This is a genomic window from Klebsiella sp. C360 (genome assembly GCF_048822415.1).
Lineage (GTDB): Bacteria > Pseudomonadota > Gammaproteobacteria > Enterobacterales > Enterobacteriaceae > Klebsiella > Klebsiella quasipneumoniae.
Window position 1 is genome coordinate 563,075 of record NZ_JBMEZZ010000002.1, and the last position, 25,304, is coordinate 588,378.

Sequence of the window (25,304 nt, forward strand, 5' to 3'; positions counted from 1 at the left end):
GCTGGCGGGTGGTCTGCCGGCTACCCGCACAGCCCCGGCTGGCGCGCTAACATCTCAGCCAGCCACTGGCGCTGGTGGCGGCGCTGGCTCTGTTGAATAAGGTAATCGCGGGCGCTTTCCAGCGCCTGTTCAGGCGTCATCGGCGCGGCGGGGCGGATGGCTTCGCACCATACCAGGTGCCAGCCCAGCTCGCTGGCCACCGGCGCGCTCAGCGCATTTTCCGTCAGCGCAAACAGGGCCTCCTCCAGCTGCGGATAGAGCAACCCCCGCCCGATCCACCCCAGTCGCCCGCCGTCCAGCGCGCTCGGGCAGTGGGAGTGTCGCTGGGCCAGCGGCGCAAACGCCTCGCGGGAGGCCGCGATTTGCCCATGAAGCGCCTGGATGCGCGAGTAAACCGCCTGCTCATCGCCATCGACGGTGAGCAGCAGATGGCGGGTCAACCGCTGTTCCGGGCGCATAAACTGCGCCTGATGCCGCAGATACCAGGCCTGCACCGCGGCGGGATCCGGCTGCGGCGCCTGGCTGGCAATCCCGGCGAAGGCGGTTTCCAGCCGGGCATGGTGCAGGACGATCGCCGCCCGCTCCGGCGGCGTAAATCCGCCCTCATCCAGCCAGAGGCGCAGCGAAGCGGCGAGGCCTTCCCGTAGCGCGGCGGGGATTGCCTCTGGCGCGACTTCGGCGACCAGCGCCTGCTCCACGCGGGCCTGACGCTGCCAGGCCGCCTCGAAGGCCTCCCGGTCCGCCGCGGCGATGGCCGCCGGTTCGCAGTTCCAGCGGCTCTGCGCCAGCCGCCGCCGGCCAAATCGTTGCCATGGCTGCATTATTCTTCCTCCTCTGCCAGGGCCAGCGCGGTCACCGGAACCTGGAACCAGCGGCCGCCGAAGTCGACGATATAGCCGTCCCCGCGCTCGCCCCGATCGGTGGCCTCAATACGCCCCTGCTGACCGACGTTGACCACCACTTCGCCCTGCAACGTCAGCGCCGTCTGGCAGGTGACGTTATCGCCATACTGCAGATTCCCCGCCAGCCAGGGACGATCGCCGGCAATCAGCTCCTGTTCGCGGCAGCCGACGATCCGGTCGCTCTCCGGGAAGTGGACCTGGTAGATGACCTGGTCCTGCAAGAATACCCCCCAGTCGCGGACATAGCCGATGCTGCCCCGGCGCACCAGCAGGGCGCCGGACGGCAGGCCCGCATAGGTGCCATCGTTACGGATGGCGCGCACGACGCGGACCGCTTCGCTAAAGGTAAATGTGGGTCTCATGGCGTGTTCTCCTCGAACTGCTGCTGATAACTCTCTGCCAGCAGCCGGCGCGCCAGCAGCCAGTGCGCGCGCGGGTTCTCCTCCAGCTGGTTGAGCAGGGGCACTTCCGCCCGCAGCTTGCGGTGAAAGGCGGCCAGCACCGGCAGGCTGCAATGGGCCAGACGCTCGGGCTGGTAGGGAACGGCGAAAAACTGAAAGAAGGCGTCGGCGGAGCGCAGGTCGTCTACGCCGGGGATCTGATAAAACCACTCCATGCTTACCCCCTGGCCTGCAGCGTTTCGGCGCCGCAGAGCGCGTGATAGATTGCCGCCAGCTCATCATCCCGCGGGCTGCGTTTGCCGGTTTCCGCAAAGTGGCGGAGCGCCGGCAGCAGCTGGTCAATTTGCGCTGACGTCAGGTGATAGCCCATCCGGTCGAAGACGCCGTTAACCGCCTGGCGACCGGAGTGTTTGCCCAGCACCAGCCGATAGCCGCGGCCCAGCAGGGCGGGGTCGATCGCCTGATAGCTCTCGCTGTCGCGCAGCAGCGCCGCGACGTGCACGCCGGACTCATGGGTAAAAACCAGCTCGCCCACCAGCGGCTGCTGGGGATCGACAGGGCGGCGGGTGGCGAGGGCCACCTGTTCGCACAGCGCCGGCAGGGCGGTGAAACGCACCCCGGTCTCGACGCCCAGGCAGCGCTCCAGCCCGAGCGCCACCGTTTCCAGCGCCGCGTTGCCCGCCCGTTCGCCCAGGCCCAGCACGGTGGTGTTTACGCTGGTGGCCCCGGCGCGTACCGCCGCGAGGGTGTTGGCGGTGGCCAGCCCGAGATCGTTATGGGCGTGCATCTCGAGTTCGCCGGGCCAGACGTTACGCAGGGCGGCGATCTGCGCCGCGGTGGTAAACGGGTCGAGGATACCGACGGTGTCGGCATAGCGCAGACGGGCAGCCCCCGCCTCGCCGGCCTGCCGGGCAATATCCCGTAGCGTCGCGTCGCTGGCCCGCGAGGCGTCCTCACAGCCAATGCAGACCTTCAGGCCAAGGGTATGGGCGAGGTGGATCAGACCCGTCAGCCGCTCCAGCAGCAGCGGTAAGCTCTCGCGCAGTTTGTACTGCCGCAGCTTGTCGGAGGCGGGGATGGAGATATCCACCCAGTCCATGCCCAGCTCGGCGCTCAGGCGAATTTCGCCGGCCTGCATCCGGCACCAGGTCATCAGCGTGGCGCCCGGAAGCTGACGGCGCACCAGCCGGATACGGGCGCACTCCTCCTCGCCCATCGCCGGGGTGCCGACCTCCAGCGCCTCGATCCCCGCCGCGTACAGCGCCTCGGCGATGGCGATTTTTTCGCTGGCCTGGAAGGCCACGCCGGGACTCTGTTCGCCATCGCGCAGGGTGGTGTCATTGATCAGTACGCGTCCCATTTTCGTCTCTCCGTCTTAACCGTAGACCGGCGCGAAGGCGCCATCCTGCAGGAGCGGCTGGCCGTTTCGCCAGTAGGGCGACAGGGCGCGCAGCCGGTCGATAACAGGAGGCAGGGCGGCGATGACGTAGTCGATCTCTTTTTCCCGGGTGTAGCGCGAGAGGGAGAAGCGAACGGTGCCGTGGGCCGCGGTGTAAGGAATATTCATCGCCCGCATGACGTGCGACGGCTCCAGCGAGCCGGAGGTGCAGGCGCTGCCGCTGGAGGCGGCGATCCCGGCCTGATTCATCAGCAGCAGGATCGCCTCGCCTTCAATGCACTCGAAGGCCAGATTAAGCGTGCCGGGCACCCGCGGCTGGCTGCCGCCCATCACCGTTACCGCCGGAATGGCGCTCAGGAGATGATGTTCAAGGCGATCGCGCAGCTGGCTTATCTGCGCCATGCCCGGGAGGTGGACCTGCGCCAGCTCGCTGGCGGCGCCCATGCCGACAATGCCGCTGATATTTTCCGTCCCGGCCCGCCGGCCATGCGCCTGGTGGCCGCCGCGCAGCAGCGGGCGAAAACGCGTTCCCCGCCGCAGCCAGAGGCAGCCCACCCCTTTGGGGCCGTGGAATTTATGCGCCGAGCAGGAGAGCATATCGATCCGCGTCTGGCTGAGCGCCATCGGGATTTTGCCCACCACCTGCACGGCGTCGCAGTGAAACAGCGCGCCCTGCTCATGGGCCAGCTCCGCCAGCTCGGGCACCGGGAACATGACGCCGGTTTCGTTATTGGCCCACATGATGCTGACCAGCGCCACGCGTGGGCTAAGCGCCGCCCGAAACTGCGCCATATCCAGAGCGCCCTGCCGATCCACGGCGATACGGTGGATCAGGTATCCCTGGCGCTCCAGCTGTTCGCACACCGCCAGGGTGGCGGGATGTTCGACCGCGCTGGTGATGATCTCGCGCCGCTCCGGCATCAGGGCCACCGCTGAGGCGATGGCGGTGGTCGTGGCCTCGGTGGCGCAGGAGGTAAAAATGATCTCGCTGGGGTAGTCGGCCCCGAGCAGAGCGGCCACCTGCTGGTGCGCCCGTTCAAGGGCGGCCTGCGCTGGCAGACCAAAATCGTGAATCGACGAGGGATTGCCGTAAAAGTCGGTCAAAAAGGGCATCATCGCGTCGAGAACCATCGGGTCGAGACGGGTGGTGGCGTTGTTATCGAGATAAACAGGTTTCATTGTGTCCCCCTGGGGTTAGTTAACCGCGGCCGGGGCCGCCACCACGTCCATGTAACTTCCGGTGCGCTCCATCAGCTTTTGCTGCAGCCAGGCGAGGGTCATGTCGGTCATCATGCAGCCGCTGCAGCTGCCGGAGAGGCTGACGGTGACCTGGCGCGGGGTGACGCTCACCAGCGTCATGTCGCCGCCGTCGGCCTGAATGTGCGGGCGCAGCTCGTTGATGGTATCGACCACGCTTTGCCACTGCGCATCGTGGGCCGTCTCCGCCGGCAGGGGGGCGGGCTGCTGTTGGGCGAGGATCGCCGCCAGCGCCAGCTCAATTTTTTCATGGCAGGCGGTACAGCCCCCGCCGGCCTTGGTGTAGTTGATCACCTCCTCGAGGGTGGTCAGGCCGTTGTTCACCACGGCCCGGCGAATATGTCCTTCGTCGACGCCGAAGCATTTACAGATCAGCTTGCCCTCCTCATGCTCCTCCTCAAGGCTTTCGCCGCGAAAATGGGCGATAGCCGCACGCAGCGCCTCCTGGCCCATCACCGAGCAGTGCATTTTCTCCGGCGGCAGGCCGTCGAGGTAGTCGGCGATCTGCTGGTTGGTGATCTGCCCGGCTTCGGTCAGGGTGTGGCCGATAATCAGCTCCGTCAGCGCGGAAGAGGAGGCGATGGCGCTGCCGCAGCCGAAGGTCTGGAAGCCGGCCTCCTCGATGATCTCGGTGTGCGGATCAACCCGCAGCATCAGGCGCAGCGCATCGCCGCAGCTTAATGAACCCACATCGCCCACCGCGTTGGCGTTGTCGACCACGCGCGCGTTGCGGGGATGAAAAAAATGGTCTTTCACTTTCTCGGAGTAGTTCCACATGCTGTCAGCTCCAGGGATGATGACGAAAACGCCGGGGCGCGGTGCACCGCAGACTGGCGGTGGTACTGTTCCCCAAGCAATTGCGGTACCAACGCATAAAAACCTTATTTGTTAATGACCTGGTGGGTTAACCACCCCCGACAGAGCCGACACTGTTGTGGCGTTTTGTGGGCTTTGTCACATAAACGACAGGCTCAGGGCTGCGGGTCGGGCTCCTCCCGCCACGTCTGCTCCTCCAGCAGGCGGTTAAAGCGCTGCGGATCGCGTTGCCGCGCGCTGCGGCGCTGCGCTTTTTCATACCAGGAGAGCTGGATCTCCTGCAGTAAGCCGAGGATGGTGGTCTGATCGGGAACCCGTTCGGCGCGGACGCCCACCTGCAGCAGCTGGCGAAAAACCGCCTCGCCAATCGCCACGCAGAACAGGGTGACGCAATCCTCCAGGGCGTGGATACGCTCGGCAATTTTCTCGGTCTGATGGCCGCTGACGACCGGGAACTCCACCACCCGCAGCAGGGTGACCCGATCCGCCTTGACGCCGTAGACCACCAGCCGCGGCGTGGCGCCAAAATGCTGATCGACATGGCGGTAATCGGAGCTGGCGAAGGCGACTTTCATCGACCACTCGTCGGCGTGGACCATCTCAAACTGACGGTTAATGAGCGGCATAATCGTCTCCTGGAGCTTGCTGGGGGTCGGCGCCCTGGCGAAGCGGCGATCGGTAGAGGTCGGTGTGGTGATGGCGGTCGCGCAGCAGATTGGCCAGCTCAAACAGCGTATCGCGCATGCCGGCGTACCCCTGGCGAACCCGGCGAAACTCGCCGAGCCGATCGAAAAGGGGAAAGCCGACGCGGATCAGCGGCAGGGCAAACTGCTCCGCCAGATCGCGGGCGTGAGAGTTAGCCACCAGCAGATCGGCGGGTTGCTGGCTCAGCAACTGCTGGAGATCCTCCAGATCCCCCGGCACCACCCGCTCGACCGGCAGCTGGCGCAGGCTGGGGTGGCTGGTGGGGGCGACCAGCGGGCCGGGCTGTATCCCCTGGCTGCGGGCGAAATCACACCAGGCCGCCAGCAGGTCGCCCTCCGCGGCCATCGCCATGCGCTGGCCCTGCAGCCACATATGGCAGTCGATCATCGCATCCTGCAGCTGGCCGCGCTGGCGCTCAATCCAGGCCGGTACGCGGCGCCCGGACAGCTTCGCCAGCTGATGGATAAAGGTATCGCAGTGGTCGAGGGTCATCAGGTGCGGCAGGGCGATCACCTCTCCGCGGCTGCGCTGGCTCAGGAGCGATGCCGCCCGCTGCAGCGACACGCCGATGGCGAAGCTGCCCAGACTCTGGCCCATCTGCGCAATCTGGCGCAGCGAGGCGCCGCCCTGGGTCAGGGGCGTAAAATCCCCCTGACCCAGGTGGCCATCCATCGACAGGGAGAGGTCCGGCAGGACCACCGGCTGCAGGCCAAAGGCCTCCACGCAGCGGCTCAGCCATTCGATATCCCCTGGCGAACAGAGGTGGCTGACCAGCAGGTTGACCCGCCGGGGACGCTGCCCCGGACGCGGCCCCGGCGCCACCCACTGCTCGATGATGCTCTCGATCACCGCGCTGTAGCCGTTTTCCATGGAGCCAAAAAAATCCGGGGTGTTGACGGTGAGGATCGCCACGCCGTGATGGCGGGGATGCGCCTCGCGAAACTGGCGTACCACCCGGGCGATATCGCTGCCCTGCGCCTCCGCCAGTCCGGTGCTGAGCAGCACAATGGCCTGCGGACTGTGGCGCTGGCAGAGGGTGTCGAGCGCGGTGAAGATATTGCCGTCGGCGCCCATGATCGTGGCGGTCGGATCCATGGCCGTCGACTGCAGGGGCACCGGGTCATGAAAATGCTGAATAAAGAAAACTTTGGCGAAGGCGCTGCAGCCCTGGGCGCCATGGACCAGCGGGATGGCCTGGGCCAGCCCAAGGCTGGCGAGGATCGCCCCGAGCGGTTGCCCGGTTTTAATCGGGCTCACCGCCAGCGGTTTTTCGCTACGGATAAGGTCTGCCATGGTGTTCTCCTAGCGCCACGGGGCGCGGGCATGCGTTTGCGGCCAGACGGGGCTGGCGAGGGTCAGACAGAGCTGGCGGGCGAGGGTGATGATGCCCTGGTAGCCAGCGTAGGCGTGCTCCCGCTCCTGATTGATATCGAGGAACGGCAGCCGGGCTTTCCAGGCGGTGTACATATTGCGTCCGCCGGCGATCATCAGATCCGCCTGATAGCGGTACACCACGTCGAGCAGGGTGCGGGCGTTGCCCTCCTCAAGCATCACCGCCTCGTCGCCCATCAGCTCCCGGATCCGCTGTTTGTCCTCCTCGGTGGATTTCCGCGTGCCGGTGGCCACCACGGTCATGCCGAGATCCTGCAGGGCCGAGACCACCGACCAGGATTTCACGCCGCCGGTGTAGAGCAGCACTTTGCGCCCGCGGAGCTGCTCGCGCCACGGCGCTAGCGCCTGCTCCGCTGCTCGCTCCTCGCGGGCGATCAGTGCCTCGGTGCGGCGGCACAGGTCGTCATCCCCCAGCAGCGCCGCCAGCTGGCGCAAGGCGTCGGAGGTGGCGCGGATCCCGTAGAAGCTGCCCTCAAACCACGGCGTGCCGTAGCGTAGCTCCAGCCCCCGGGCGACGTTGATCAGCGCTCGCGAGCACACCAGCATATTGGCCTGCGCCCGGTGCAGGGTCTGGATCTCGGCAAAGCGGCCGTCGCCGGAGAGGCTGCCGAGGACGCGGATCCCCAGCTCGTCGAGCAGCGGCTGGACCTGCCAGAACTCGCCGGCGATATTGAATTCGCCAATCAGGCCGATATCGTGGCGCTGGGCCGGGGCAAAGGGCGTGTTGTCCGGCCATGGGGCGGGTTCGCGCTGGCCAATCACCTGCCTGAGCATTACGTCGCCCGCCATCCGGTTGCCAAGATTTTTGCTGCCGTAGAAGCCGGCGGCGTCAATGGCGATGACCGGGACGCCGGTGGCGGTCTGCGCGGCCTGGCACACCGCCTCAATGTCATCGCCTTCCATCGCCGGTACGCAGGTGTTGTAGATAAAGACCGCCGCCGGGCGATAGCGGTCGACGATGTGACGCACGGCATGGAACAGGCGGCGTTCGCCGCGGCCCATAATCACATCCTGTTCGTTGAGATCGGTGGTAAAGCCGAGCCGGTTGAGGGCCGGGCCGGCGCTGACGCTGCCGCGGTTATCCCACGAGCTTCCCGCGCAGCCGATAGGGCCGTGCACCAGGTGCGCGACATCGGCGATGGGCAGGAGCGTTATCTGCGCGCCGTCGAAGGCGCAGCCGCCGGCGGTGGCGCCGGGCTTAGGGGCGCTGCAGCCGGATTTTTGCTTCTGGTTGTGCTCGCAGGCGGGTTCGTCCAGCAGCGCCAGAATTTCCTTTCCCTTCATAGTGACCTCGTTGACGGTGGGAGACCGGGGAGGTGATGCAATTCGCGCTCCAGGGAGAGGGGGGTTGATTTTTAAGGAAAAAGGGTTGTGGGCTTTGCGACAAAGGCAACAATCAGACAGGGGGGAGGCATGATTTATCGCGCTGATAACTGGATTTCAGACTGGTGAAAGGCGGGAAGGATCGATAAGGTGGAATATTCCGTTCACCGACCTTCCTCACTATTTCATCGCGCCCTCTGCGGGTGAACGGCATGGGGGGCGTTTCGCCCGCCCCCCATGACCCCCCGCATGGCGCTGAAAATTGCCGCTGCGCGGTCCGCTCCACTCCGGCTTCATCTGGCGGAACGGGCGGACTCGACATCCTTGTCTCGACCGCCCTCTGGCCGCCGTCCTGGCGGCCAGTCCTGGATGCGCGCCTGCGTTCTCGCCAATTTTCCTGATGCGCCTAACCCCCCGCTGTCACTTTTGTCCCTGTCCTGCGGCGCTTGCCTTGCTGAAAGAAATTACGCCCCCTGCGGGGGCAAAAAAAGGCCCGCGGGGTCGGCGGGCAACAAGCACAACACAACGATTAAAAAACACGCTCCTCCAGAGGGTTATCCCGGTTGAGGCGCTTCGCCAGCCACGGCGGCAAACGGCCGGCCAGCAGCGTATTGATCGCCTCGCACTGGGCCTGGATCGTCGTGCCCGGCGGCGCTTTCATCGGGTGGATCCGGTGGCGGATCAGCCGGGCGGCGGCGGGCCCGCCGATCTCCTGGCAAAACAGCAGCTGACAGTCCTCTATAAGCCGGGCGCGCATCTCGCTGGCGTCAGACGTCGCCGAAGGGGAGGCATAGCGGCGCAGATCCGCCAGCCAGCCGCCCTGGTCATCGAAGGCATAGATAAAAAACAGCCGGTTCTGGCCAAAATGACCATTGATGACCAGGCCATCCTGTGAACAGAAGGCGACCCGCAGCTGGGGCGTCCGCTGGGGTGACCGGGCGATGCGCAAATGGCCGGGCAGCACCCCCTGCAGGCAGGCGATGACCCGCGCCCAGCGGGCCGGGGACATCACCGCCGTCGCCGAAGGAAAGCTGGCGGCCAGCTGAGGCTGCGTCAGGGTGGTTAACCGTTCCGGGGTCAAGGTTTCGCCGCACTCCTGCGCCAGCCAGTCGACGACTTGCACCGGCTGCACCTCCGGCAGCGTCTGGAACAGCGCCAGCAGACGCCAGAAAAGGGTATCGTTATCGGACATTTCCAGCTCCTTATAGCAGCGTGCTGCGGGTGGCGCGCAGGCTTATCGGAAAGACCGGCCGCCCCGGCTGCGGATTGACGTAGTAGCGACGTCCCCCTTCAAGGGCAATCGCGCCGCCCCAGCGGTCCGTCTCGTCATGTTCGACCTGAAGCACCCGGGCCTCCAGATCCTGTTTGGCGATATAGGCATACAGCGCCTCGCCGCGCTCACGGAAAATCACGATGGGCATACTCCCTCCTGGCCCCGCCTGCGGCGGGGCGCCTGATGGTTAACGAACGAGGTCGAAGCTGTAATCGGTTTTGCCCAGCTGGCTGGTGTCGTGGTCCAGTTTTTCCAGCACGGCGTTCACCAGCGTCGTGACGATGTTCATCGCGCCTTCATAGCCCCAGGTGGTCTGGCGGTGCAGATGATGGCGGTCGAACAGCGGAAAGCCGAGACGGATCAGCGGCACTTCGAAGGCTTTGCCCTTCGCCAGGGTATCGCGCTGGATAAACTTGCCGTAGGAGTTACCGATCATAAAGTCCGGCTGACGGGTGAACATCAGCGACCGGAAGTGCCACAGGTCGCAGTTGATGAACACTTCGCTGTCCTGGCCGTAGGGCGAGGCGTCGAGCATTTTCTTCATCGCCTTTTGCCAGCGTTTATTGGCGTTATGGCTGAGGATCACCGTCGGCTCGCAGCCCAGCTCCAGCAGGAAGCGCGTCAGGCCCATCACGAAATCCGGATCGCCGTAGAGGCCGAATTTTTTGCCGTGCAGCCAGGTGTGGGAGTCCAGCATCATGTCCACCAGCCGGCCGCGCTCAAGGGTCAGGGCGTCGGCGATCGGTTTGCCGGTCAGCTGACTGACGGTCATCAGCAGCGCGTCGGTAGCGGCCAGACCCAACGGAACGGCTACCTCCGTGGCGGGCTGATTCCACATCTCCTGAACCACCTTTTTGCTTTTCACCAGCTGCCATGGCTGCAGCAGCAGGGTGTCAATGGCGTCCGGCGCGGTTTTGATCTCCTGCTGGCTGGTGCCGCCGGCGTACATCCGGTAATGGCCGTCGGCGGGGGTGTCGAGCACCTCTGAAGGGTCGGAGAGCAGGCTGCAGGGGACATCCATCTGCGCCATCATCCGCTTCAGCACGCGGAAGTTGCCGAGATAGGTCTCAAATCCGGTCACCAGATTGAGCTTTTGCAGTTTGCCCGGCTGCCCGGCGTAGTCAGCGGTAAAGGTCTTCGCGAACCCTTCGAACATATTGTCCCAGCCGGTGACATGGCTGCCGATAAAGCTGGGGGTATGGGCGTAAGGAATGGCGATACTGTCGTCAACAAATCCCTCTTTTTTGGCGTTGGCGATAAACGCCTGCAGATCGTCGCCGATCACCTCGGCCATGCAGGTGGTGGAGACGGCGATAATCTCGGGTTTATACAACGCGCTGGCATTCTGCAGGCCCAGATTCATGTTGTTGTTGCCGCCGAACACCGCCGCGTCCTCGGTCATCGAGTCGGAGACGCAAGCCACCGGCTCCTTAAAATGGCGGTTAAAGTAGGTGCGGAAATAGGCGACGCAGCCCTGAGAGCCGTGGACGTAGGGCAGGGTGCCGGCGAACCCCAGCGCGCAGAGTACGGCCCCGAGCGGCTGGCAGGCTTTGGCCGGGTCGACGGTCAAAGCCTCGCGCTGGAAGTTCAGCGCTTCATACTCGGCGGTGGTGGTCCAGGCAAATACCTCCTGGACGCGCTGCGCGTCGTGCGCCTCTTCAAGGCTCTTTTTGTTCTGGAACAGGGTCTGGTATTCATCCTGTTCAAACAGCGGATAACAGCTGTGAATTTTATCGATCGTTTGGCTCATGGTGTTCTCCTCCCGCGCCACAAATCGGTGGACTGACGGGACAGTGAAGGGGCAATCACGCAGACTTCAGCCACGGGGCAGTCAGTTCGTTCCACGCCGGATTGTTCAGGGTCATATCCATATCGCGAGCAAAGATGGCGAAGCCGTCATAGCCGTGATAGGGGCCGGAATAGTCCCAGGAGTGCATCTGGCGGAAAGGCACCCCCATTTTCTGGAAGATATATTTCTCTTTGATCCCGGAGCCGATGAGGTCGGGCTTCAGCGCTTTGACGAAGGCCTCCAGCTCATAGCTGCTGGCATCGTCAAACAGCAGAGTGCCCTCTTTCAGGTCCGGCAGGGTGCGGTCGTAATCATCGTTATGGGCAAACTCGTAGCCGGCGGCGATGATCTCCATCCCGAGATCCTCATAGGCGCCGATGACGTGGCGCGGCCGCAGCCCCCCCATGTACAGCAGCACTTTGCGCCCCTCCAGCCGCGGGCGATATTTGGCGATGATGGCCGCCATCTGTCCCTCATATTTGGCGATCACCGCTTCCGCATTGGCGCGAATGGCGTCATCAAATTGATCGGCGATTTTGCGCAGCGATTCGGCGATTTTGGTCGGGCCGAAGAAGTTATATTCCATCCACGGGATCTGATGTTTCTCCTCCATATGGCGGGCGATATAGTTCATCGAGCGGTAGCAGTGGACGAGGTTTAGCTTAACGAACGGGGTGTTCTCCATCTCCACCAGAGTACCGTCGCCGGACCACTGCGCCACTACCCGCAACCCCATCTCCTCCAGCAGAATGCGCGAGGCCCAGGCGTCGCCGCCGATGTTGTAATCGCCAATGATGGCGACATCATACGGGGTGCTGGCAAACGGCTGCCCTTCGCGGTTGTTCAGCACCCAGTCGCGCACCACGTCGTTGGCGATATGGTGGCCCAGCGACTGCGAGACGCCGCGAAAGCCTTCGCAGCGCACCGGGATCACCGGTTTATCCAGCGCCTTGCTGCTGGCGTTGGCCACGGCGCTGATGTCATCGCCGATGAGGCCCACCGGGCACTCCGACTGAATAGTGATCCCTTTGGTCAGCGGGAACAGCAGCTCCATCTCTTCAATCAATTTGCTCAGCTTTTTATCGCCGCCGAAGACAATATCGCGCTCCTGAAAATCTGAGGTGAAGTTCAGGGTGCCGAAGCTGTCGACGCCGCTGACGCCGGTATAGTAGTTGCGCCGTCCGGCGCGCGAGTACTGGCCGCAGCCGATGGGGCCGTGCGAGATATGGGCCATGTCTTTAATCGGCCCAAACACCACCCCTTTCGAGCCGGCGTAGGCGCAGCCGCGCACGGTCATCACCCCGGGCTGCGATTTACGGTTCGAGATAATGCACTTGCCGACGCTCTCCATCTGCGGATCGCTGATCATCATGTGCTTTCTGCGCTCTTTGCGCGCGGTTTCGGGAAACACTTCCAGGACTTCCTGGATGAGCGCAAGGTTACGTTCGCCTGTTGCGTTGGTCATGGTGAGGATCCTGTGCTCAGGCCGCGTTTTCTTCAGCGGCGGTTTTACCAATGATGCTGGTGTCTTCTTCTTCCATGATGCCGAACTCCATCAGCAGCGACTCCAGCTCGTCCATGGTGCAGGGGGTCGGCACCACTTTTTTGGTGTTATTGACGATCTTCTGCGCCAGCTGACGATATTCGTTGGCCTGCTGACAGGTCGGGTCGTACTCGATCACCGTCATTCGGCGGATCTCTGCGCGCTGCACAATGTTGTCGCGGGGAACAAAGTGGATCATCTGGGTGCCGAGCTTTTCCGCCAGGGCGATGATCAGCTCGTCTTCGCGGTCGGTTTTGCGCGAGTTACAGATCAGGCCGCCGAGGCGTACCTTGCCGGATTTGGCGTACTTCACGATCCCCTTGGAGATATTGTTGGCGGCATACATCGCCATCATCTCCCCGGAGCAGACGATGTAGATCTCCTGGGCTTTGTTTTCGCGGATCGGCATGGCGAAGCCGCCGCAGACCACGTCGCCGAGGACGTCATAGAAGACGAAATCCAGATCTTCTTCATAGGCGCCTTCTTCCTCGAGGAAGTTGATGGCGGTGATCACCCCGCGCCCGGCACAGCCGACGCCTGGCTCCGGGCCGCCGGATTCGGCGCAACGTACATCGCCATAGCCGATTTGCAGCACGTCTTCGAGCTCCAGATCCTCGACCGAGCCCACTTCCGCCGCCATCTCCATAATGGTGTTCTGGGCTTTAGCGTGGAGGATCAGACGGGTGGAGTCCGCCTTCGGATCGCAGCCGACGATCATTACTTTCTTACCCATCTCGGCGAGGGCCGCGACGAGATTCTGGGTGGTGGTGGATTTACCGATACCGCCTTTACCGTAGATAGCGCATTGACGCATGGTCATGGTGACTTCTCCTGTTGTTGAGTGTTTGCCAGCAGAGAAGTGCAGGGAACATACCAGCTGTGATTTTTTATGCAGTTATTTGATAAATAAGTATTTTCTGTAAACCGGCCGCGCCGGGGGCCTGCGCAAACGGCACAATAACGCCACCAAATGTGCGAAACAGAACAATTTCCCGCCACCGGCCCGGCGCGGCGCTTTGTCGCCTGTTCAACAGCTTGTCGCGCCCTGTGTCTTATTCCCCGCAATTCCGCCGGACGGACCTGCGCCTTTCTTCCCTTAACCTGTTGAATTAATAAGCGACAGGCGGCAATCCGCGAGCTGGCACAGGCTGTGCTTGAAGAGGAAACAGGGTTTGCCGCGGGCTGTCGCGGTAAAGAGAACGCTCACCTTCGAGGATTGAACGATGTCCGGAAACATGAAAACAATGGATGGCAACGCGGCGGCGGCCTGGATCTCCTACGCCTTTACCGACGTGGCGGCCATCTATCCCATTACCCCCTCCACGCCGATGGCGGAGAATGTCGATGAATGGGCCGCTAAGGGGAAAAAGAACCTCTTTGGTCGGCCGGTGCGCCTGATGGAGATGCAGTCTGAAGCCGGCGCCGCCGGGGCGGTGCACGGCGCGCTGCAGGCGGGGGCGCTCACCACCACCTACACCGCGTCGCAGGGGCTGCTGCTGATGATCCCCAATTTGTACAAAATTGCCGGGGAGCTGCTGCCGGGCGTCTTTCACGTTAGCGCCCGGGCGCTGGCGACCAATTCGCTGAATATTTTTGGCGATCATCAGGATGTGATGGCGGTGCGCCAGACCGGCTGCGCCATGCTGGTGGAGAATAACGTTCAGCAGGTGATGGACCTGTCGGCGGTGGCGCATCTGGCGGCGATCGCCGGGCGGATACCCTTTATCAACTTCTTCGACGGCTTTCGCACTTCGCACGAAATACAGAAGATCGAGGTGCTGGAGTATGAGCAACTGGCGGCGCTGCTGGACCGCCCGGCGCTGGAGCGCTTTCGTCGTCAGGCGCTGCATCCGGATCACCCGGTGATCCGCGGCACCGCGCAAAACCCGGATATCTACTTCCAGGAGCGGGAGGCCGGTAACCGCTTCTACCTCGCGCTGCCCGATCTGGTGGAAAGCTATATGGCGAAGATCACCGCGCTCACCGGGCGGGAATATCACCTGTTTAATTACCACGGCGCGCCGGACGCCGAGCGGGTGATTATCGCCATGGGCTCAGTGTGCGACACCGTCCAGGAGGTGGTGGATGCGCTGAATGCGGCGGGGGAGAAGGTGGGGCTGCTCAGCGTTCATCTCTATCGCCCGTTCTCGCTGGCGCACTTCTTCGCGCAATTGCCCGCCAGCGTGCAGCGCATTGCCGTCCTTGACCGCACCAAAGAGCCGGGGGCGCAGGCGGAACCGCTGTGCCTCGACGTCAAAAACGCTTTCTATCAACGCGACGATGCGCCGCTGATTGTCGGCGGCCGCTACGCCCTCGGCGGTAAGGATGTGCTGCCCAACGATATCGCCACGGTGTTTGACAACCTCAGGCAGCCGCTGCCGAAGGACGGGTTTACCCTGGGCATTGTCGATGACGTCACCTTTACCTCGCTGCCCGTCCGGCAGGAACCGCTGGCGGTCTCCCACGCCGGGATCACCGCCTGCAAATTCTGGGGCATGGGCTCGGACGGCACCGTCGGGGCGAACAAAAGCGCCATCAAGATCATCGGCGATAACACGCCGCTCTATGCTCAGGCCTACTTTTCCTACGACTCGAAAAAGTCCGGGGGGATCACCGTCTCGCACCTGCGCTTTGGCGACCGGCCAATCACCTCGCCCTACCTGATCCACCGGGCCGATTTTATCGCCTGCTCTCAGCAATCCTATGTCGACCGCTACGACCTGCTGGAGGGGTTGAAGCCGGGAGGCACCTTTTTGCTCAACTGTAGCTGGTCCGAGGCGGAGCTGGAGCAGCACCTGCCGGTCAGCGTCCGGCGCTATCTGGCGCAGGAAAAGATCGACTTTTATACCCTCAACGCCGTGGACATCGCCCGCGAGCTGGGCCTCGGCGGGCGCTTTAACATGCTGATGCAGGCGGCGTTCTTTAAGCTGACGGCGATTATCGATCCGCAAACTGCGGCGGACTATCTCAAGCAGGCGGTGGAGAAAAGCTATGGCAGCAAAGGGGCGAGCGTCATTGAGATGAACCAGCGGGCGATCGAGCTGGGGATGGCGGCGCTGCGTCGGGTGACGGTTCCCGCCCACTGGGCGACCCTCGAGGCGCCGGCGCCGAATGCGACAACCCTGATGCCGGACTTCATCCGCGATATTCTGCAGCCCATGAACCGCCAGCGTGGCGACCTGCTGCCGGTGAGCGCCTTCGCCGGGATGGAAGACGGCACCTTTCCCTCCGGCACCGCCGCCTGGGAGAAGCGCGGCATTGCCCTGGAGGTGCCGGTCTGGCAGCCCGACGGCTGCACCCAGTGTAACCAGTGCGCCTTCGTCTGCCCGCATGCGGCGATCCGCCCGGCGTTGCTGAACGCTGAAGAACAGGATACGGCGCCCGCCGGGCTGCTGAGCAAACCGGCCCAGGGGGCCAAAGACTACCACTATCATCTGGCTATCTCGCCGCTGGACTGCTCCGGCTGCGGCAACTGCGTGGAGAGCTGCCCGTCGCGCGGCAAGGCGCTGCAGATGGCCTCCCTCGACAGCCAGCGCGCGATGGCCCCGGTCTGGGACTACGCGCTGGGGCTGGCGCCAAAAGACAACCCGTTTCGCAAAACGACGGTCAAAGGCAGCCAGTTCGAAACGCCGCTGCTGGAGTTTTCCGGCGCCTGCGCGGGCTGTGGCGAAACGCCCTATGCCCGGCTGATCACCCAGCTGTTTGGCGACCGGATGCTGATCGCCAACGCCACCGGCTGCTCTTCGATCTGGGGCGCCAGCGCGCCTTCGATGCCCTATACCACCAACCACCGCGGCCACGGGCCGGCCTGGGCAAACTCGCTGTTTGAGGACAACGCCGAGTTCGGGCTGGGCATGATGCTCGGCGGCCAGGCGATCCGCCAACAGATCGCCGGGGAGATGACCCGCGCCCTGGCGCTGCCGGTCAGCGACGCGCTTCACGCCGCGATGCGGCAATGGCTGGCGCAGCAGGACGAGGGGGAGGGGACCCGCGAGCGTGCGGACCGCCTTAGTGCGTTGCTGGCGGCGGAAAAAGAGGGGGTTCCGCTGCTGGAGCAGCTCTGGCAGAACCGTGACTATTTCGTCCGGCGTTCGCAGTGGATCTTCGGCGGCGACGGCTGGGCCTACGATATTGGCTTCGGCGGTCTCGATCATGTGCTGGCCAGCGGGGAAGACGTCAATATTCTGGTGTTCGATACCGAGGTCTACTCCAACACCGGCGGCCAGTCGTCCAAATCGACCCCGGTGGCGGCGATCGCCAAGTTTGCCGCCCAGGGGAAACGCACGCGGAAAAAAGATCTCGGCATGATGGCGATGAGCTACGGCAATGTTTACGTTGCGCAGATCGCCATGGGCGCCGATAAAGATCAGACCCTGCGGGCCATCGCCGAGGCTGAAGCCTGGCCGGGACCGTCGCTGGTGATCGCCTACGCCGCCTGTATCAACCACGGCCTGAAAGCCGGGATGCGCTGCAGTCAGCGCGAGGCGAAGCGGGCGGTGGAGGCGGGATACTGGCACCTGTGGCGCTACCATCCACAGCGCGAAGCCGAGGGCAAAACGCCGTTTATACTGGACTCTGAAGAGCCGGAAGAGAGCTTCCGCGACTTTCTGCTTGGCGAGGTGCGCTATGCCGCGCTGCACAAAACCACCCCGGATCTGGCGGACGCGCTGTTCCGGCAAACGGAGGAGGATGCCCGGGCCCGTTTCAGGCAGTACCAGCGGCTGGCGGGGGAGTAGCAGGCAGCAGGTTAGCGATTTACGACTGCTGCATCACGTTCAGCAGCGTATCCAGCAGGCCGGGAAAACGGGCGTCCAGATCTTCCCGGCGCAGCGAAATCATATTCTCCCGTCCCTGAGGCCGCTGCCAGATCACACCGCTGTCGCGCAGGACGCGCCAGTGGTGGGTCATGGTGGACTTGGCCACCTCTTCCTGACGCAGAGCGTTACAGCTCTGCTCGCTGCCGTCGGCCAGCGTGCGGATGATCTCCAGTCGCAGCGGGTTGCCGAGCGCGGAAAGGACATTTTCCAGGCGAATTTGTTCTCGTTCAGGGTGATTGGCGATCATAATAATCCTGTGTCGGCGGTGGCGCGGCGCATGGCGGCCGCAGCCCGTATCGGCGGCTGGCGGCTACTATACCCAAACTCCTGTTCTCATGCCACGCGCGCCGCCGCAACCTGACCAATCATAATAATAGTAAAAACAGTTCGAATATACTCGTACAATTGTACTATCATAAGCGGCAGTGAAATGAACTGCGGATCATTCCGACCGCAGACTGACAGTCAAAACGACTAAGGACGCATCATGCCCCGACCCATCCCCCTCGAACGTTATCGCAACATCGGTATCTCCGCGCATATCGATGCCGGTAAAACCACCACCACCGAGCGCATCCTGTTTTACACCGGGATGAGCCATAAGCTGGGTGAAGTACACGATGGCGCGGCAACCACCGACTGGATGGCCCAGGAGCAAGAGCGCGGGATCACCATTACCTCGGCGGCGGTGAGCTGCTTCTGGCCGGGTATGGACCGCAGCTTCGAGCCGCACCGGATCAATATCATCGACACCCCGGGGCACGTGGATTTCACCATTGAGGTGGAACGTTCCATGCGCGTGCTCGACGGCGCGGTGATGGTGTATGACTCCGTCGGCGGGGTGCAGCCCCAGTCGGAGACCGTCTGGCGCCAGGCGAATAAATACCATGTCCCGCGGCTGGCCTTCGTCAACAAGATGGACCGCCCCGGCGCGGACTTCTTCCGCGTGGTGCAGATGATGATCGACCGCCTGAAGGCCAACCCGGTGCCGATTGTCATCCCCATTGGCGCTGAAGAGCATTTTACCGGCGTCGTCGACCTGGTGAAAATGCGCGCCATCCTGTGGGATGACGCCACCCAGGGCATGACCTTCAGCTACGGGCCGGTCCCTGACGATCTGCTGGCGACGGCCCGCGAGTGGCGGGAGAAAATGGTCTCGGCGGCGGCGGAAGCCAGCGACGCGCTGATGGACAAATATCTCGAAACCGGCGAGCTGGACGAGGCGGAGATCGTCGCCGGTCTGCGCCAGCGCACGGTGAAGGGTGAAATCCAGGCGGTGCTCTGCGGTAGCGCCTTTAAAAACAAAGGTGTGCAGCGCATGCTCGACGCGGTGGTGGAGCTGATGCCGTCGCCGCTGGATATTCCGGCGATACAGGGCGTGGATGAGAAAGGCCAGCCGGCGGAGCGCCATCCGAGCGACGATGAGCCGCTGTCGGCGCTGGCGTTCAAACTGATGACCGATCCCTACGTCGGCCAGTTGACCTTTATCCGCGTCTACTCCGGGACGCTGAAGAAAGGCGATGCGGTGTGGAATCCGGTGAAGGGCAAGAAAGAGCGCATCGGGCGTATCGTCCTGATGCAGGCCAACGATCGCCACGAAGTGGACGAACTGCACGCCGGGGATATCGCGGCCTGCGTTGGGCTGAAGGATGTCACTACCGGCGATACGTTATGCGACCCGGATGCGGTGATTACCCTTGAGCGGATGGAGTTTCCGGAGCCGGTGATTTCGCTGGCGATTGAGCCGAAGACCAAAGCGGACCAGGAGAAAATGGGCATCGCGCTGCAGCGGCTGGCGGCGGAAGATCCGTCGTTCCGTCTGCATACCGATGAAGAGTCCGGCCAGACGATTATCTCCGGCATGGGCGAGCTGCATCTGGAGATCGTTGTCGACCGGATGAAGCGCGAGTTTAACGTCGAAGCCAACATTGGTCGTCCGCAGGTCACCTACCGCGAAACCCTGCGCAAGAAAGTGACGGACGTGGAGGGCAAATTTGTGCGCCAGTCCGGCGGTAAAGGACAGTACGGGCACGTCGTGCTGACCCTGGAGCCGCTGGAGCCGGGCAGCGGTTTCGTCTTCGAGGACGCCACCAAAGGCGGGGTAGTGCCGCGCGAGTACATCCCTTCCGTGGAGAAAGGGCTGCGCGAAGCGATGGGCACCGGCGTGCTGGCGGGCTATCCGGTGGTTGACGTGAAAGCGACCCTGACCTTCGGATCGTACCACGATGTGGACTCCTCGGAGATGGCGTTCCGCATGGCGGCGATCTTCGGCTTTCGGGAAGGGGCGCGCAAAGCGGACCCGGTGATCCTTGAGCCGGTGATGCACGTGGAGGTGGAAACGCCGGAAGAGTACGCCGGGAATATCATGGGCGATCTCTCTTCCCGTCGCGGGATGGTGCAGGGAATGGAAGAGCGCTTCGGCAGCCAGATCATCCGCGCCGATGTGCCGCTGGCGGAGATGTTTGGTTATTCCACCACGCTGCGCTCGATGTCTCAGGGACGAGCAACCTACAGCATGGAGTTCCACCACTACGCGGAAGCGCCGCGCAACGTAGCGGATGAAATCATCGCCAGCCGCGCGAAAAGTTAAGCCAGTCATCCCGGGTAGCGGCTTCGCCTTACCCGGGCTACTCTGGCACCAGCGCCCAGGCCCGGTAAGGCGAAGCCGCCCCCGGGCAAAAAGGTAAGCACGAACCGGGGATGCAATGCCCGGCGGCGCTGCGCTTGCGCGGGCCTACGGTCAGGTGTCCTCCCCGGTCATCGTTTGTAGCCCGGGTAAGGCGTTAGCCGCAACCCGGGAATTTCAGCCAATCAGACAATATCCTGCGCGTACTGCCACAGCGCCTTCAGCTGCGCCAGCTTCTCTTTATCATCCGCGTACTGCTGATACAGTTTGTAGCCCGGGTAAGGCGTTAGCCGCAACCCGGGAATTTCAGCCAATCAGACAATATCCTGCGCGTACTGCCACAGCGCCTTCAGCTGCGCCAGCTTCTCTTTATCATCCGCATACTGCTGATACAGCATCTGCAGTTCATCGGCATAGGCCTGCAAAAACTCAGGCGTAAATACCTGACGACGGTGCTCTAACCAGCGCTGCTGCTCGGCTTCATCGAGCGTGCCGGGAAAGTTGCGCGCCCGGTAGTTAAACAGCAGGCGTTCGATGCGCTTGTCGGCGAAGGTGATATCCAGCGCCGGCAGATTGCGCGGTTCCGTTTCCAGCACGATTTTCATCGCCGCGCGGTCGGCATCGCTAAAGAACCCATTGTAAAGCTGGGCGTCGACGTTTTCGGACGGCACGAACGGCTCGGCTTCGGCATAGACCGCCACCACTTTCTCCCGCACCTGCGGATTCGCCCGCAGCAGCTGGGCATTCTCCAGACAGCGCTGAATGGAGATCCCCAGCCGGTCGGCATCCTGCGGGCGCAGGGTATTGGCCTGGGCCAGCACCGGACATTTGTTCAAATGCACCAGCTTGATCGGCGCCGCCGGCAGATCGCCAAGCTCGGCGCGCGGGGTGTAAAGCCGCTCGCGCAGGGCGTCCGCATCCAGCTCCAGCAGCGGCGCCATATCCCCCGCCAGATCGACCATAATCACCGCATTGCGGTTTTCCGGATGCCAGGCCAGGGGCGCCACCAGGCTGGTGTTGCCGCGCGCGGCGCCGAACATGCCGGAGACATGCACCAGCGGCTTCATCTGCGGCACGTCGATGAGCGTCGCCAGCTTGCGCTTATTGCGGTGGCTGTAGAGATAGTCAAACAGCCGCGGCTGCCGGGTTTTCACCAGCTTCGCCATGGCGATGGTGGCGTACACGTCGGCCATCGCGTCATGGGCGTTCTGGTGTTCAATACCGTTGGCGACGGTCAAATGTTCAAGGCGGAAGCTCGGCAGACCCTCGTCATTTTCCGGCCAGGCGATCCCTTCCGGACGCAGGGCATAGCAGGCGCGCATCACGTCGAGCAGATCCCAGCGCGAGTTATCGTGCTGCCAGCTCCAGGCATAAGGGTCATAGAAGTTGCGATAGAAGATATTCCGCGTCACTTCGTCATCAAAGCGCACATTGTTATAGCCGACGATGCAGGTTTGCGGCACCGTGAACAGATCGTGGATGCGGCGGGCAAACGCGGCCTCGTTATCCCCTTTGGCCAGCGCTTCCTGCGGGGTGATCCCGGTGATCATTACCGCCTGCGGCTGCGGCAGGTAATCGTCAGCGGGCTTGCAGTAAAACACCTCGGGCTCGCCCAGCACGTTTAACTCCGCGTCGGTGCGGATGGCGGCGAACTGTGCCGGCCGGTCAAGGGAAGGGCTGGTGCCGAAGGTTTCATAATCGTGGAATAAAAATCCGGGCTGGTTGACGCTGTCTTGCATAGTCTGTTCATTATCCGTGGTGGCGTGCGACCGGTATGGTAAACGATTTGCCCGGTCATCAGAAGGGTAACGGCAAGCAACATCCTCCGCCGTGTCATATTTTCTTGCAATTAAACCCTGATATGAAACGCGAAGTTCCGTAAAAAGGACGGCGGATCTGTAAATCTAGAGGATATGCCGTTGAAAGGCCGTTTGTTTATTGCTGTATCTTTGCTCGCTTCGAGCGTTTCCTGCGCATTTGCCGTCGACTTACCTGCTACGGTCGCGCCGCCTTCCATTCAGGCTGGCTCCTGGGTGCTGATGGATTACACCACCGGTCAGGTACTGACCGCGGGTAACGAACATCAGCAGCGCAATCCTGCCAGCCTGACCAAATTAATGACCGGCTACGTGGTCGATCGCGCCATCGACAGCCATCGTATCACCTTTGACGATATCGTCACCGTGGGGAAAGACGCCTGGGCGAAGGGCAACCCGGTGTTCGACGGGTCATCCCTGATGTTCTTAAAGCCAGGGGATCGCGTCAGCGTCCGCGACCTCAGCCGCGGGCTGATTGTCGACTCCGGCAACGACGCCTGCGTCGCGCTGGCCGACTATGTCGCCGGCGGTCAGCCGCAGTTTGTCGCCCTGATGAATCAGTATGTCGAAAAACTGCATCTGCAGGATACCCATTTCGAAACCGTCCACGGCCTCGATGCCCCGGGCCAGCACAGTTCGGCCTATGACCTGGCGGTGCTGTCGCGGGCGATTATCCATGGCGAGCCTGACGTCTACCACATGTACAGCCAGAAAAGCCTGACGTGGAACGGCATTACCCAGCAAAACCGTAACGGTCTGCTGTGGGATAAAACCCTGAACGTCGATGGCCTGAAAACCGGCCACACGTCGGGCGCCGGGTTCAACCTGATTGCCTCGGCGGTGGATGGCCAGCGCCGGCTGATCGCCGTGGTGATGGGGGCCGACAGCCCGAAAGGCCGCGAGCAGCAGGCCGCGAAACTGCTGCACTGGGGGCAGCAGAACTTCGACACCGTGCAGGTGCTGCAGAAGGGGCAGAAGGTCGGCAGCGAGCGCATCTGGTACGGTGATAAAGAGCAGATTAAGCTCGGCACCGATCAGGATTTCTGGTTAGCGCTGCCGAAGGCGGAAGTGTCGCGGATTAAGGCGAAATACGTGCTGGATAAAAAGGATCTGGAGGCGCCGATCGCCGCCAACCAGCGGGTCGGCGAGATTTCGCTGTATGACGGCGACAAGGTCGTGGGCCACTATCCGCTGGTCACCCTCGAAAGCATTAATAAAGGCGGGGTGTTCTCGCGAATGAGCGATTACCTGCACCACGAGCTGTAACCACGCCAACCGCCTCTTTGCAGGCGGTTTTTTTTCGCCTGCCGCCCGGCAGACGCAGTGACAACATCGCCGTTTTTTTCATCAGCCGCAATGGCGACTCTGTGAATTCGCGCACATACTGAGGGGGGATCTCCTGCTAGATTGGCTGTACATTTATACAGTAATTTGTTCGCGAAGGAGGCAAGATGAACTACAGCGTCACCCCCCTCGGCAAGAAAACCATTGCCGGTTTCCATCTGGTCGGGCCCTGGGATCAAACCGTCAGGCAGGGGTTTGAGCAACTGATGATGTGGGTTGAGGGCCGGCAGGTGCCCGCCCGCGAGTGGCTTGCCGTCTACTACGATAACCCGGAGGACGTGCCGGCGGAAAAACTGCGCTGCGCCACCGTGGTCGCCGTTGACGAGGATTACGTCATTCCCGCCAACAGCGAAGGGGTGATCATAACGGCGATTGCCGGCGGGGATTACGCCTGTGCCCGCGCGCGGGTGGTGGATCACGACTTCGCCACCCCGTGGAGGCAGTTTTTCGACAGCCTGCTGCAGAGCACGGCGTATCGCATCGCCCCCCAGCCCTGCTTTGAGGTCTATCTTAACGACGGCAACCACGACGGCTACTGGGATATCGACATGTATGTTCCCGTCGCCCGCGTCGCGTCGTAGCGATTTACCCCTGTTCCGGACAAGGATTTTTACATTCCCGGCACGCTCCGGGCGAAAAAGCAGTTACAATTGGCCTTTTCGTTTTGCCGGAGAGGGTTGTGCGCGCTGATAAATCACTCAAGCCATTTGAGATCCGCTTGTATCGCCATTATCGGGTGGTGCATGGTGTGCGGATTGCGCTGGCCTTTGTGCTCACCTTTTTGCTGGTGCGGCTGCTGAACGTGCCTGAGGGGACCTGGCCTCTCATCACCCTGGTGGTGGTGATGGGGCCGATCTCCTTCTGGGGCAACGTCGTGCCGCGGGCGTTTCAGCGCATCGGCGGCACGATCCTCGGCTCGGCGCTGGGGCTGGTGGCGCTGAAGCTTGAGCTTATCTCCCTGCCGCTGATGGTCCTCTGGTGCGCGGCGGCGATGTTCCTCTGCGGCTGGCTGGCGCTGGGCAAGAAACCCTATCAGGCGCTGCTGATCGGCATCACCCTGTCGGTGGTGGTCGGGGCGCCGCCGGGCGATATGCATACCGCCCTGTGGCGAAGCGGCGACGTGATCTTCGGCTCGCTGCTGGCGATGCTGTTTACCGGTATCTGGCCGCAGCGGGCGTTTATCCACTGGCGCATCCAGATGGCCAGCTATGTCACCAACTTCAACCGCCTCTACCAGGCCGGCTTCTCGCCAAATCTGGTGGATCGACCGCGGCTGGAAAAGCATCTCCAACAGGCGCTCAACGACGTCGTCAAAATGCGCGGGCTAATCACCCCCGCCAGCAAAGAGACGCACATCCAGAAGGCGATCTTCGAGGCTATCCAGACCGTCAGCCGCAACCTCGTGTGCATGCTGGAGCTGCAGATCAACGCCTGGTGGGCAACCCGTCCGGGCCACTTCGTCATGCTGAACGCGCACACCCTGCGGGAGACGCAGCAGATGACCCAGCAGACGCTGTTGGCCATCGCCCACGCCTTGTATGAAGGGAACCCTCAGCCTGTGCGCGCCAACAATGAAAAGCTGAATGAAATCGTTCTCGAACTGCGCCAGCTGATGAAAGAGCAGGGTGACGATAGCCTGGCGGAAACCCCGATCCATGGCTATGTTTGGCTCTCTATTGAACTGGCGCGCCAGCTGGAGCTGCTGTCGCATCTGATCTGCCGCGCGTTGCGCAAATAAGCACCAGATGCACCGGGTAACTGCATGGGTTGTTTCGATTCAGCAGCGTTTAGGGTTATGATAAACGCAAAGGAAAAAACATTGTCATCAGCGACTGCTAGCAGTTATGTTAGCCCTATAACGCAGTCGCTTTACGAATCCGAATCTCAATTATTAGGGGTG

The 25,304-nt window shown here is 62.7% G+C and carries 22 protein-coding genes; 5 read left to right on the forward strand and 17 right to left on the reverse strand.

What is annotated here, in order from left to right; genetic code table 11:
* Positions 1-20 precede the first annotated feature (20 nt).
* From nifM to nifH, 14 genes are all read right to left on the reverse strand, one after another.
* A complete protein-coding gene (nifM, locus tag ACOI7D_RS08625; RefSeq protein ID WP_085550900.1) occupies positions 21-821 on the reverse strand; it encodes a nitrogen fixation protein NifM in 801 nt (266 codons plus the stop codon).
* Entirely contained in the window at positions 821-1,264 is a 444-nt protein-coding gene (locus ACOI7D_RS08630) for a nitrogen fixation protein NifZ (protein WP_023290347.1), read from the reverse strand. Before ACOI7D_RS08630 ends, nifM begins: the two co-directional genes overlap by 1 nt.
* Positions 1,261-1,518: a nitrogenase-stabilizing/protective protein NifW gene (locus ACOI7D_RS08635; RefSeq protein ID WP_023290346.1), complete on the reverse strand. Its 258-nt coding sequence runs from the start codon at positions 1,516-1,518 to the stop codon at positions 1,261-1,263. Before ACOI7D_RS08635 ends, ACOI7D_RS08630 begins: the two co-directional genes overlap by 4 nt.
* Positions 1,519-1,520: 2 nt before the next feature.
* Positions 1,521-2,663, reverse strand: a complete 1,143-nt coding sequence (gene nifV / locus ACOI7D_RS08640; RefSeq protein WP_023290345.1) for a homocitrate synthase — start codon at positions 2,661-2,663, stop codon at positions 1,521-1,523.
* Between the two features lie 15 nt (positions 2,664-2,678).
* The gene (gene nifS / locus ACOI7D_RS08645; RefSeq protein WP_049015431.1) at positions 2,679-3,881 is read right to left on the reverse strand and encodes a cysteine desulfurase NifS; all 1,203 of its coding nucleotides are present in this window, start codon (positions 3,879-3,881) and stop codon (positions 2,679-2,681) included.
* Positions 3,882-3,896: 15 nt separating this feature from the next.
* Positions 3,897-4,736, reverse strand: a complete 840-nt coding sequence (gene nifU / locus ACOI7D_RS08650) for a Fe-S cluster assembly protein NifU (RefSeq protein ID WP_109547131.1) — start codon at positions 4,734-4,736, stop codon at positions 3,897-3,899.
* Positions 4,737-4,930: 194 nt separating this feature from the next.
* Positions 4,931-5,401: a NifB/NifX family molybdenum-iron cluster-binding protein gene (locus ACOI7D_RS08655; protein ID WP_072422155.1), complete on the reverse strand. Its 471-nt coding sequence runs from the start codon at positions 5,399-5,401 to the stop codon at positions 4,931-4,933.
* Positions 5,388-6,773: a nitrogenase iron-molybdenum cofactor biosynthesis protein NifN gene (gene nifN / locus ACOI7D_RS08660; RefSeq protein ID WP_109547132.1), complete on the reverse strand. Its 1,386-nt coding sequence runs from the start codon at positions 6,771-6,773 to the stop codon at positions 5,388-5,390. The genes ACOI7D_RS08655 and nifN overlap by 14 nt, the downstream gene beginning before the upstream one ends.
* Before the next feature lie 9 nt (positions 6,774-6,782).
* Complete coding sequence (nifE, locus tag ACOI7D_RS08665; protein ID WP_032454924.1) at positions 6,783-8,156, reverse strand: nitrogenase iron-molybdenum cofactor biosynthesis protein NifE; 1,374 nt, start codon at positions 8,154-8,156, stop codon at positions 6,783-6,785.
* 568 nt (positions 8,157-8,724) lie between these two features.
* The gene (locus ACOI7D_RS08670) at positions 8,725-9,387 is read right to left on the reverse strand and encodes a NifB/NifX family molybdenum-iron cluster-binding protein (protein ID WP_109547133.1); all 663 of its coding nucleotides are present in this window, start codon (positions 9,385-9,387) and stop codon (positions 8,725-8,727) included.
* Positions 9,388-9,397: 10 nt separating this feature from the next.
* A complete protein-coding gene (gene nifT / locus ACOI7D_RS08675; protein ID WP_004203557.1) occupies positions 9,398-9,616 on the reverse strand; it encodes a putative nitrogen fixation protein NifT in 219 nt (72 codons plus the stop codon).
* A gap of 39 nt (positions 9,617-9,655) precedes the next feature.
* Positions 9,656-11,218, reverse strand: a complete 1,563-nt coding sequence (gene nifK / locus ACOI7D_RS08680) for a nitrogenase molybdenum-iron protein subunit beta (RefSeq protein WP_023290338.1) — start codon at positions 11,216-11,218, stop codon at positions 9,656-9,658.
* A 55-nt stretch (positions 11,219-11,273) separates the two neighbouring features.
* Positions 11,274-12,722 (reverse strand): nitrogenase molybdenum-iron protein alpha chain, encoded by a 1,449-nt coding sequence (gene nifD / locus ACOI7D_RS08685; protein WP_023290337.1) that lies wholly within the window; start codon positions 12,720-12,722, stop codon positions 11,274-11,276.
* A gap of 16 nt (positions 12,723-12,738) precedes the next feature.
* Positions 12,739-13,620, reverse strand: a complete 882-nt coding sequence (gene nifH / locus ACOI7D_RS08690) for a nitrogenase iron protein (protein WP_004203553.1) — start codon at positions 13,618-13,620, stop codon at positions 12,739-12,741.
* A gap of 403 nt (positions 13,621-14,023) precedes the next feature.
* Between nifH and nifJ the strand changes: the two genes are divergently transcribed.
* Positions 14,024-17,536, forward strand: a complete 3,513-nt coding sequence (gene nifJ, locus ACOI7D_RS08695) for a pyruvate:ferredoxin (flavodoxin) oxidoreductase (protein WP_109547134.1) — start codon at positions 14,024-14,026, stop codon at positions 17,534-17,536.
* A gap of 19 nt (positions 17,537-17,555) precedes the next feature.
* On the opposite strand, the gene ACOI7D_RS08700 is transcribed toward nifJ, so the two are convergent.
* On the reverse strand, positions 17,556-17,864 hold the full coding sequence (locus ACOI7D_RS08700) for an ArsR/SmtB family transcription factor (RefSeq protein ID WP_023290335.1): 309 nt from the start codon (positions 17,862-17,864) through the stop codon (positions 17,556-17,558).
* Between the two features lie 240 nt (positions 17,865-18,104).
* Here ACOI7D_RS08700 and fusA point away from each other — a divergent pair, with 240 nt between their 5' ends.
* A complete protein-coding gene (gene fusA / locus ACOI7D_RS08705) occupies positions 18,105-20,207 on the forward strand; it encodes an elongation factor G (RefSeq protein ID WP_109547135.1) in 2,103 nt (700 codons plus the stop codon).
* 221 nt (positions 20,208-20,428) lie between these two features.
* Here fusA and ACOI7D_RS08710 read toward each other — a convergent pair whose 3' ends face one another.
* Together ACOI7D_RS08710 and sbcB are read right to left on the reverse strand one after the other, a co-directional pair.
* Positions 20,429-20,557 carry a hypothetical protein gene (locus tag ACOI7D_RS08710; protein ID WP_021313317.1) on the reverse strand — a complete coding sequence of 43 codons (129 nt, stop codon included), beginning with the start codon at positions 20,555-20,557 and terminating at the stop codon, positions 20,429-20,431.
* Positions 20,558-21,982, reverse strand: a complete 1,425-nt coding sequence (sbcB, locus tag ACOI7D_RS08715) for an exodeoxyribonuclease I (protein WP_023290333.1) — start codon at positions 21,980-21,982, stop codon at positions 20,558-20,560.
* A gap of 180 nt (positions 21,983-22,162) precedes the next feature.
* On the opposite strand from sbcB, the gene dacD reads away from it, so the two are divergent.
* The 3 genes from dacD to ACOI7D_RS08730 all read left to right on the forward strand — a co-directional run bounded on the left by dacD (position 22,163) and on the right by ACOI7D_RS08730 (position 25,142).
* Positions 22,163-23,326: a serine-type D-Ala-D-Ala carboxypeptidase DacD gene (gene dacD, locus ACOI7D_RS08720; protein ID WP_023290332.1), complete on the forward strand. Its 1,164-nt coding sequence runs from the start codon at positions 22,163-22,165 to the stop codon at positions 23,324-23,326.
* Between the two features lie 185 nt (positions 23,327-23,511).
* Positions 23,512-23,985 (forward strand): DNA gyrase inhibitor SbmC, encoded by a 474-nt coding sequence (sbmC, locus tag ACOI7D_RS08725; protein ID WP_048336055.1) that lies wholly within the window; start codon positions 23,512-23,514, stop codon positions 23,983-23,985.
* Between the two features lie 98 nt (positions 23,986-24,083).
* Positions 24,084-25,142, forward strand: coding sequence for an FUSC family protein (locus ACOI7D_RS08730; protein WP_004203544.1), 1,059 nt, complete (start codon positions 24,084-24,086; stop codon positions 25,140-25,142).
* The last annotated feature ends 162 nt before the right edge of the window (positions 25,143-25,304 follow it).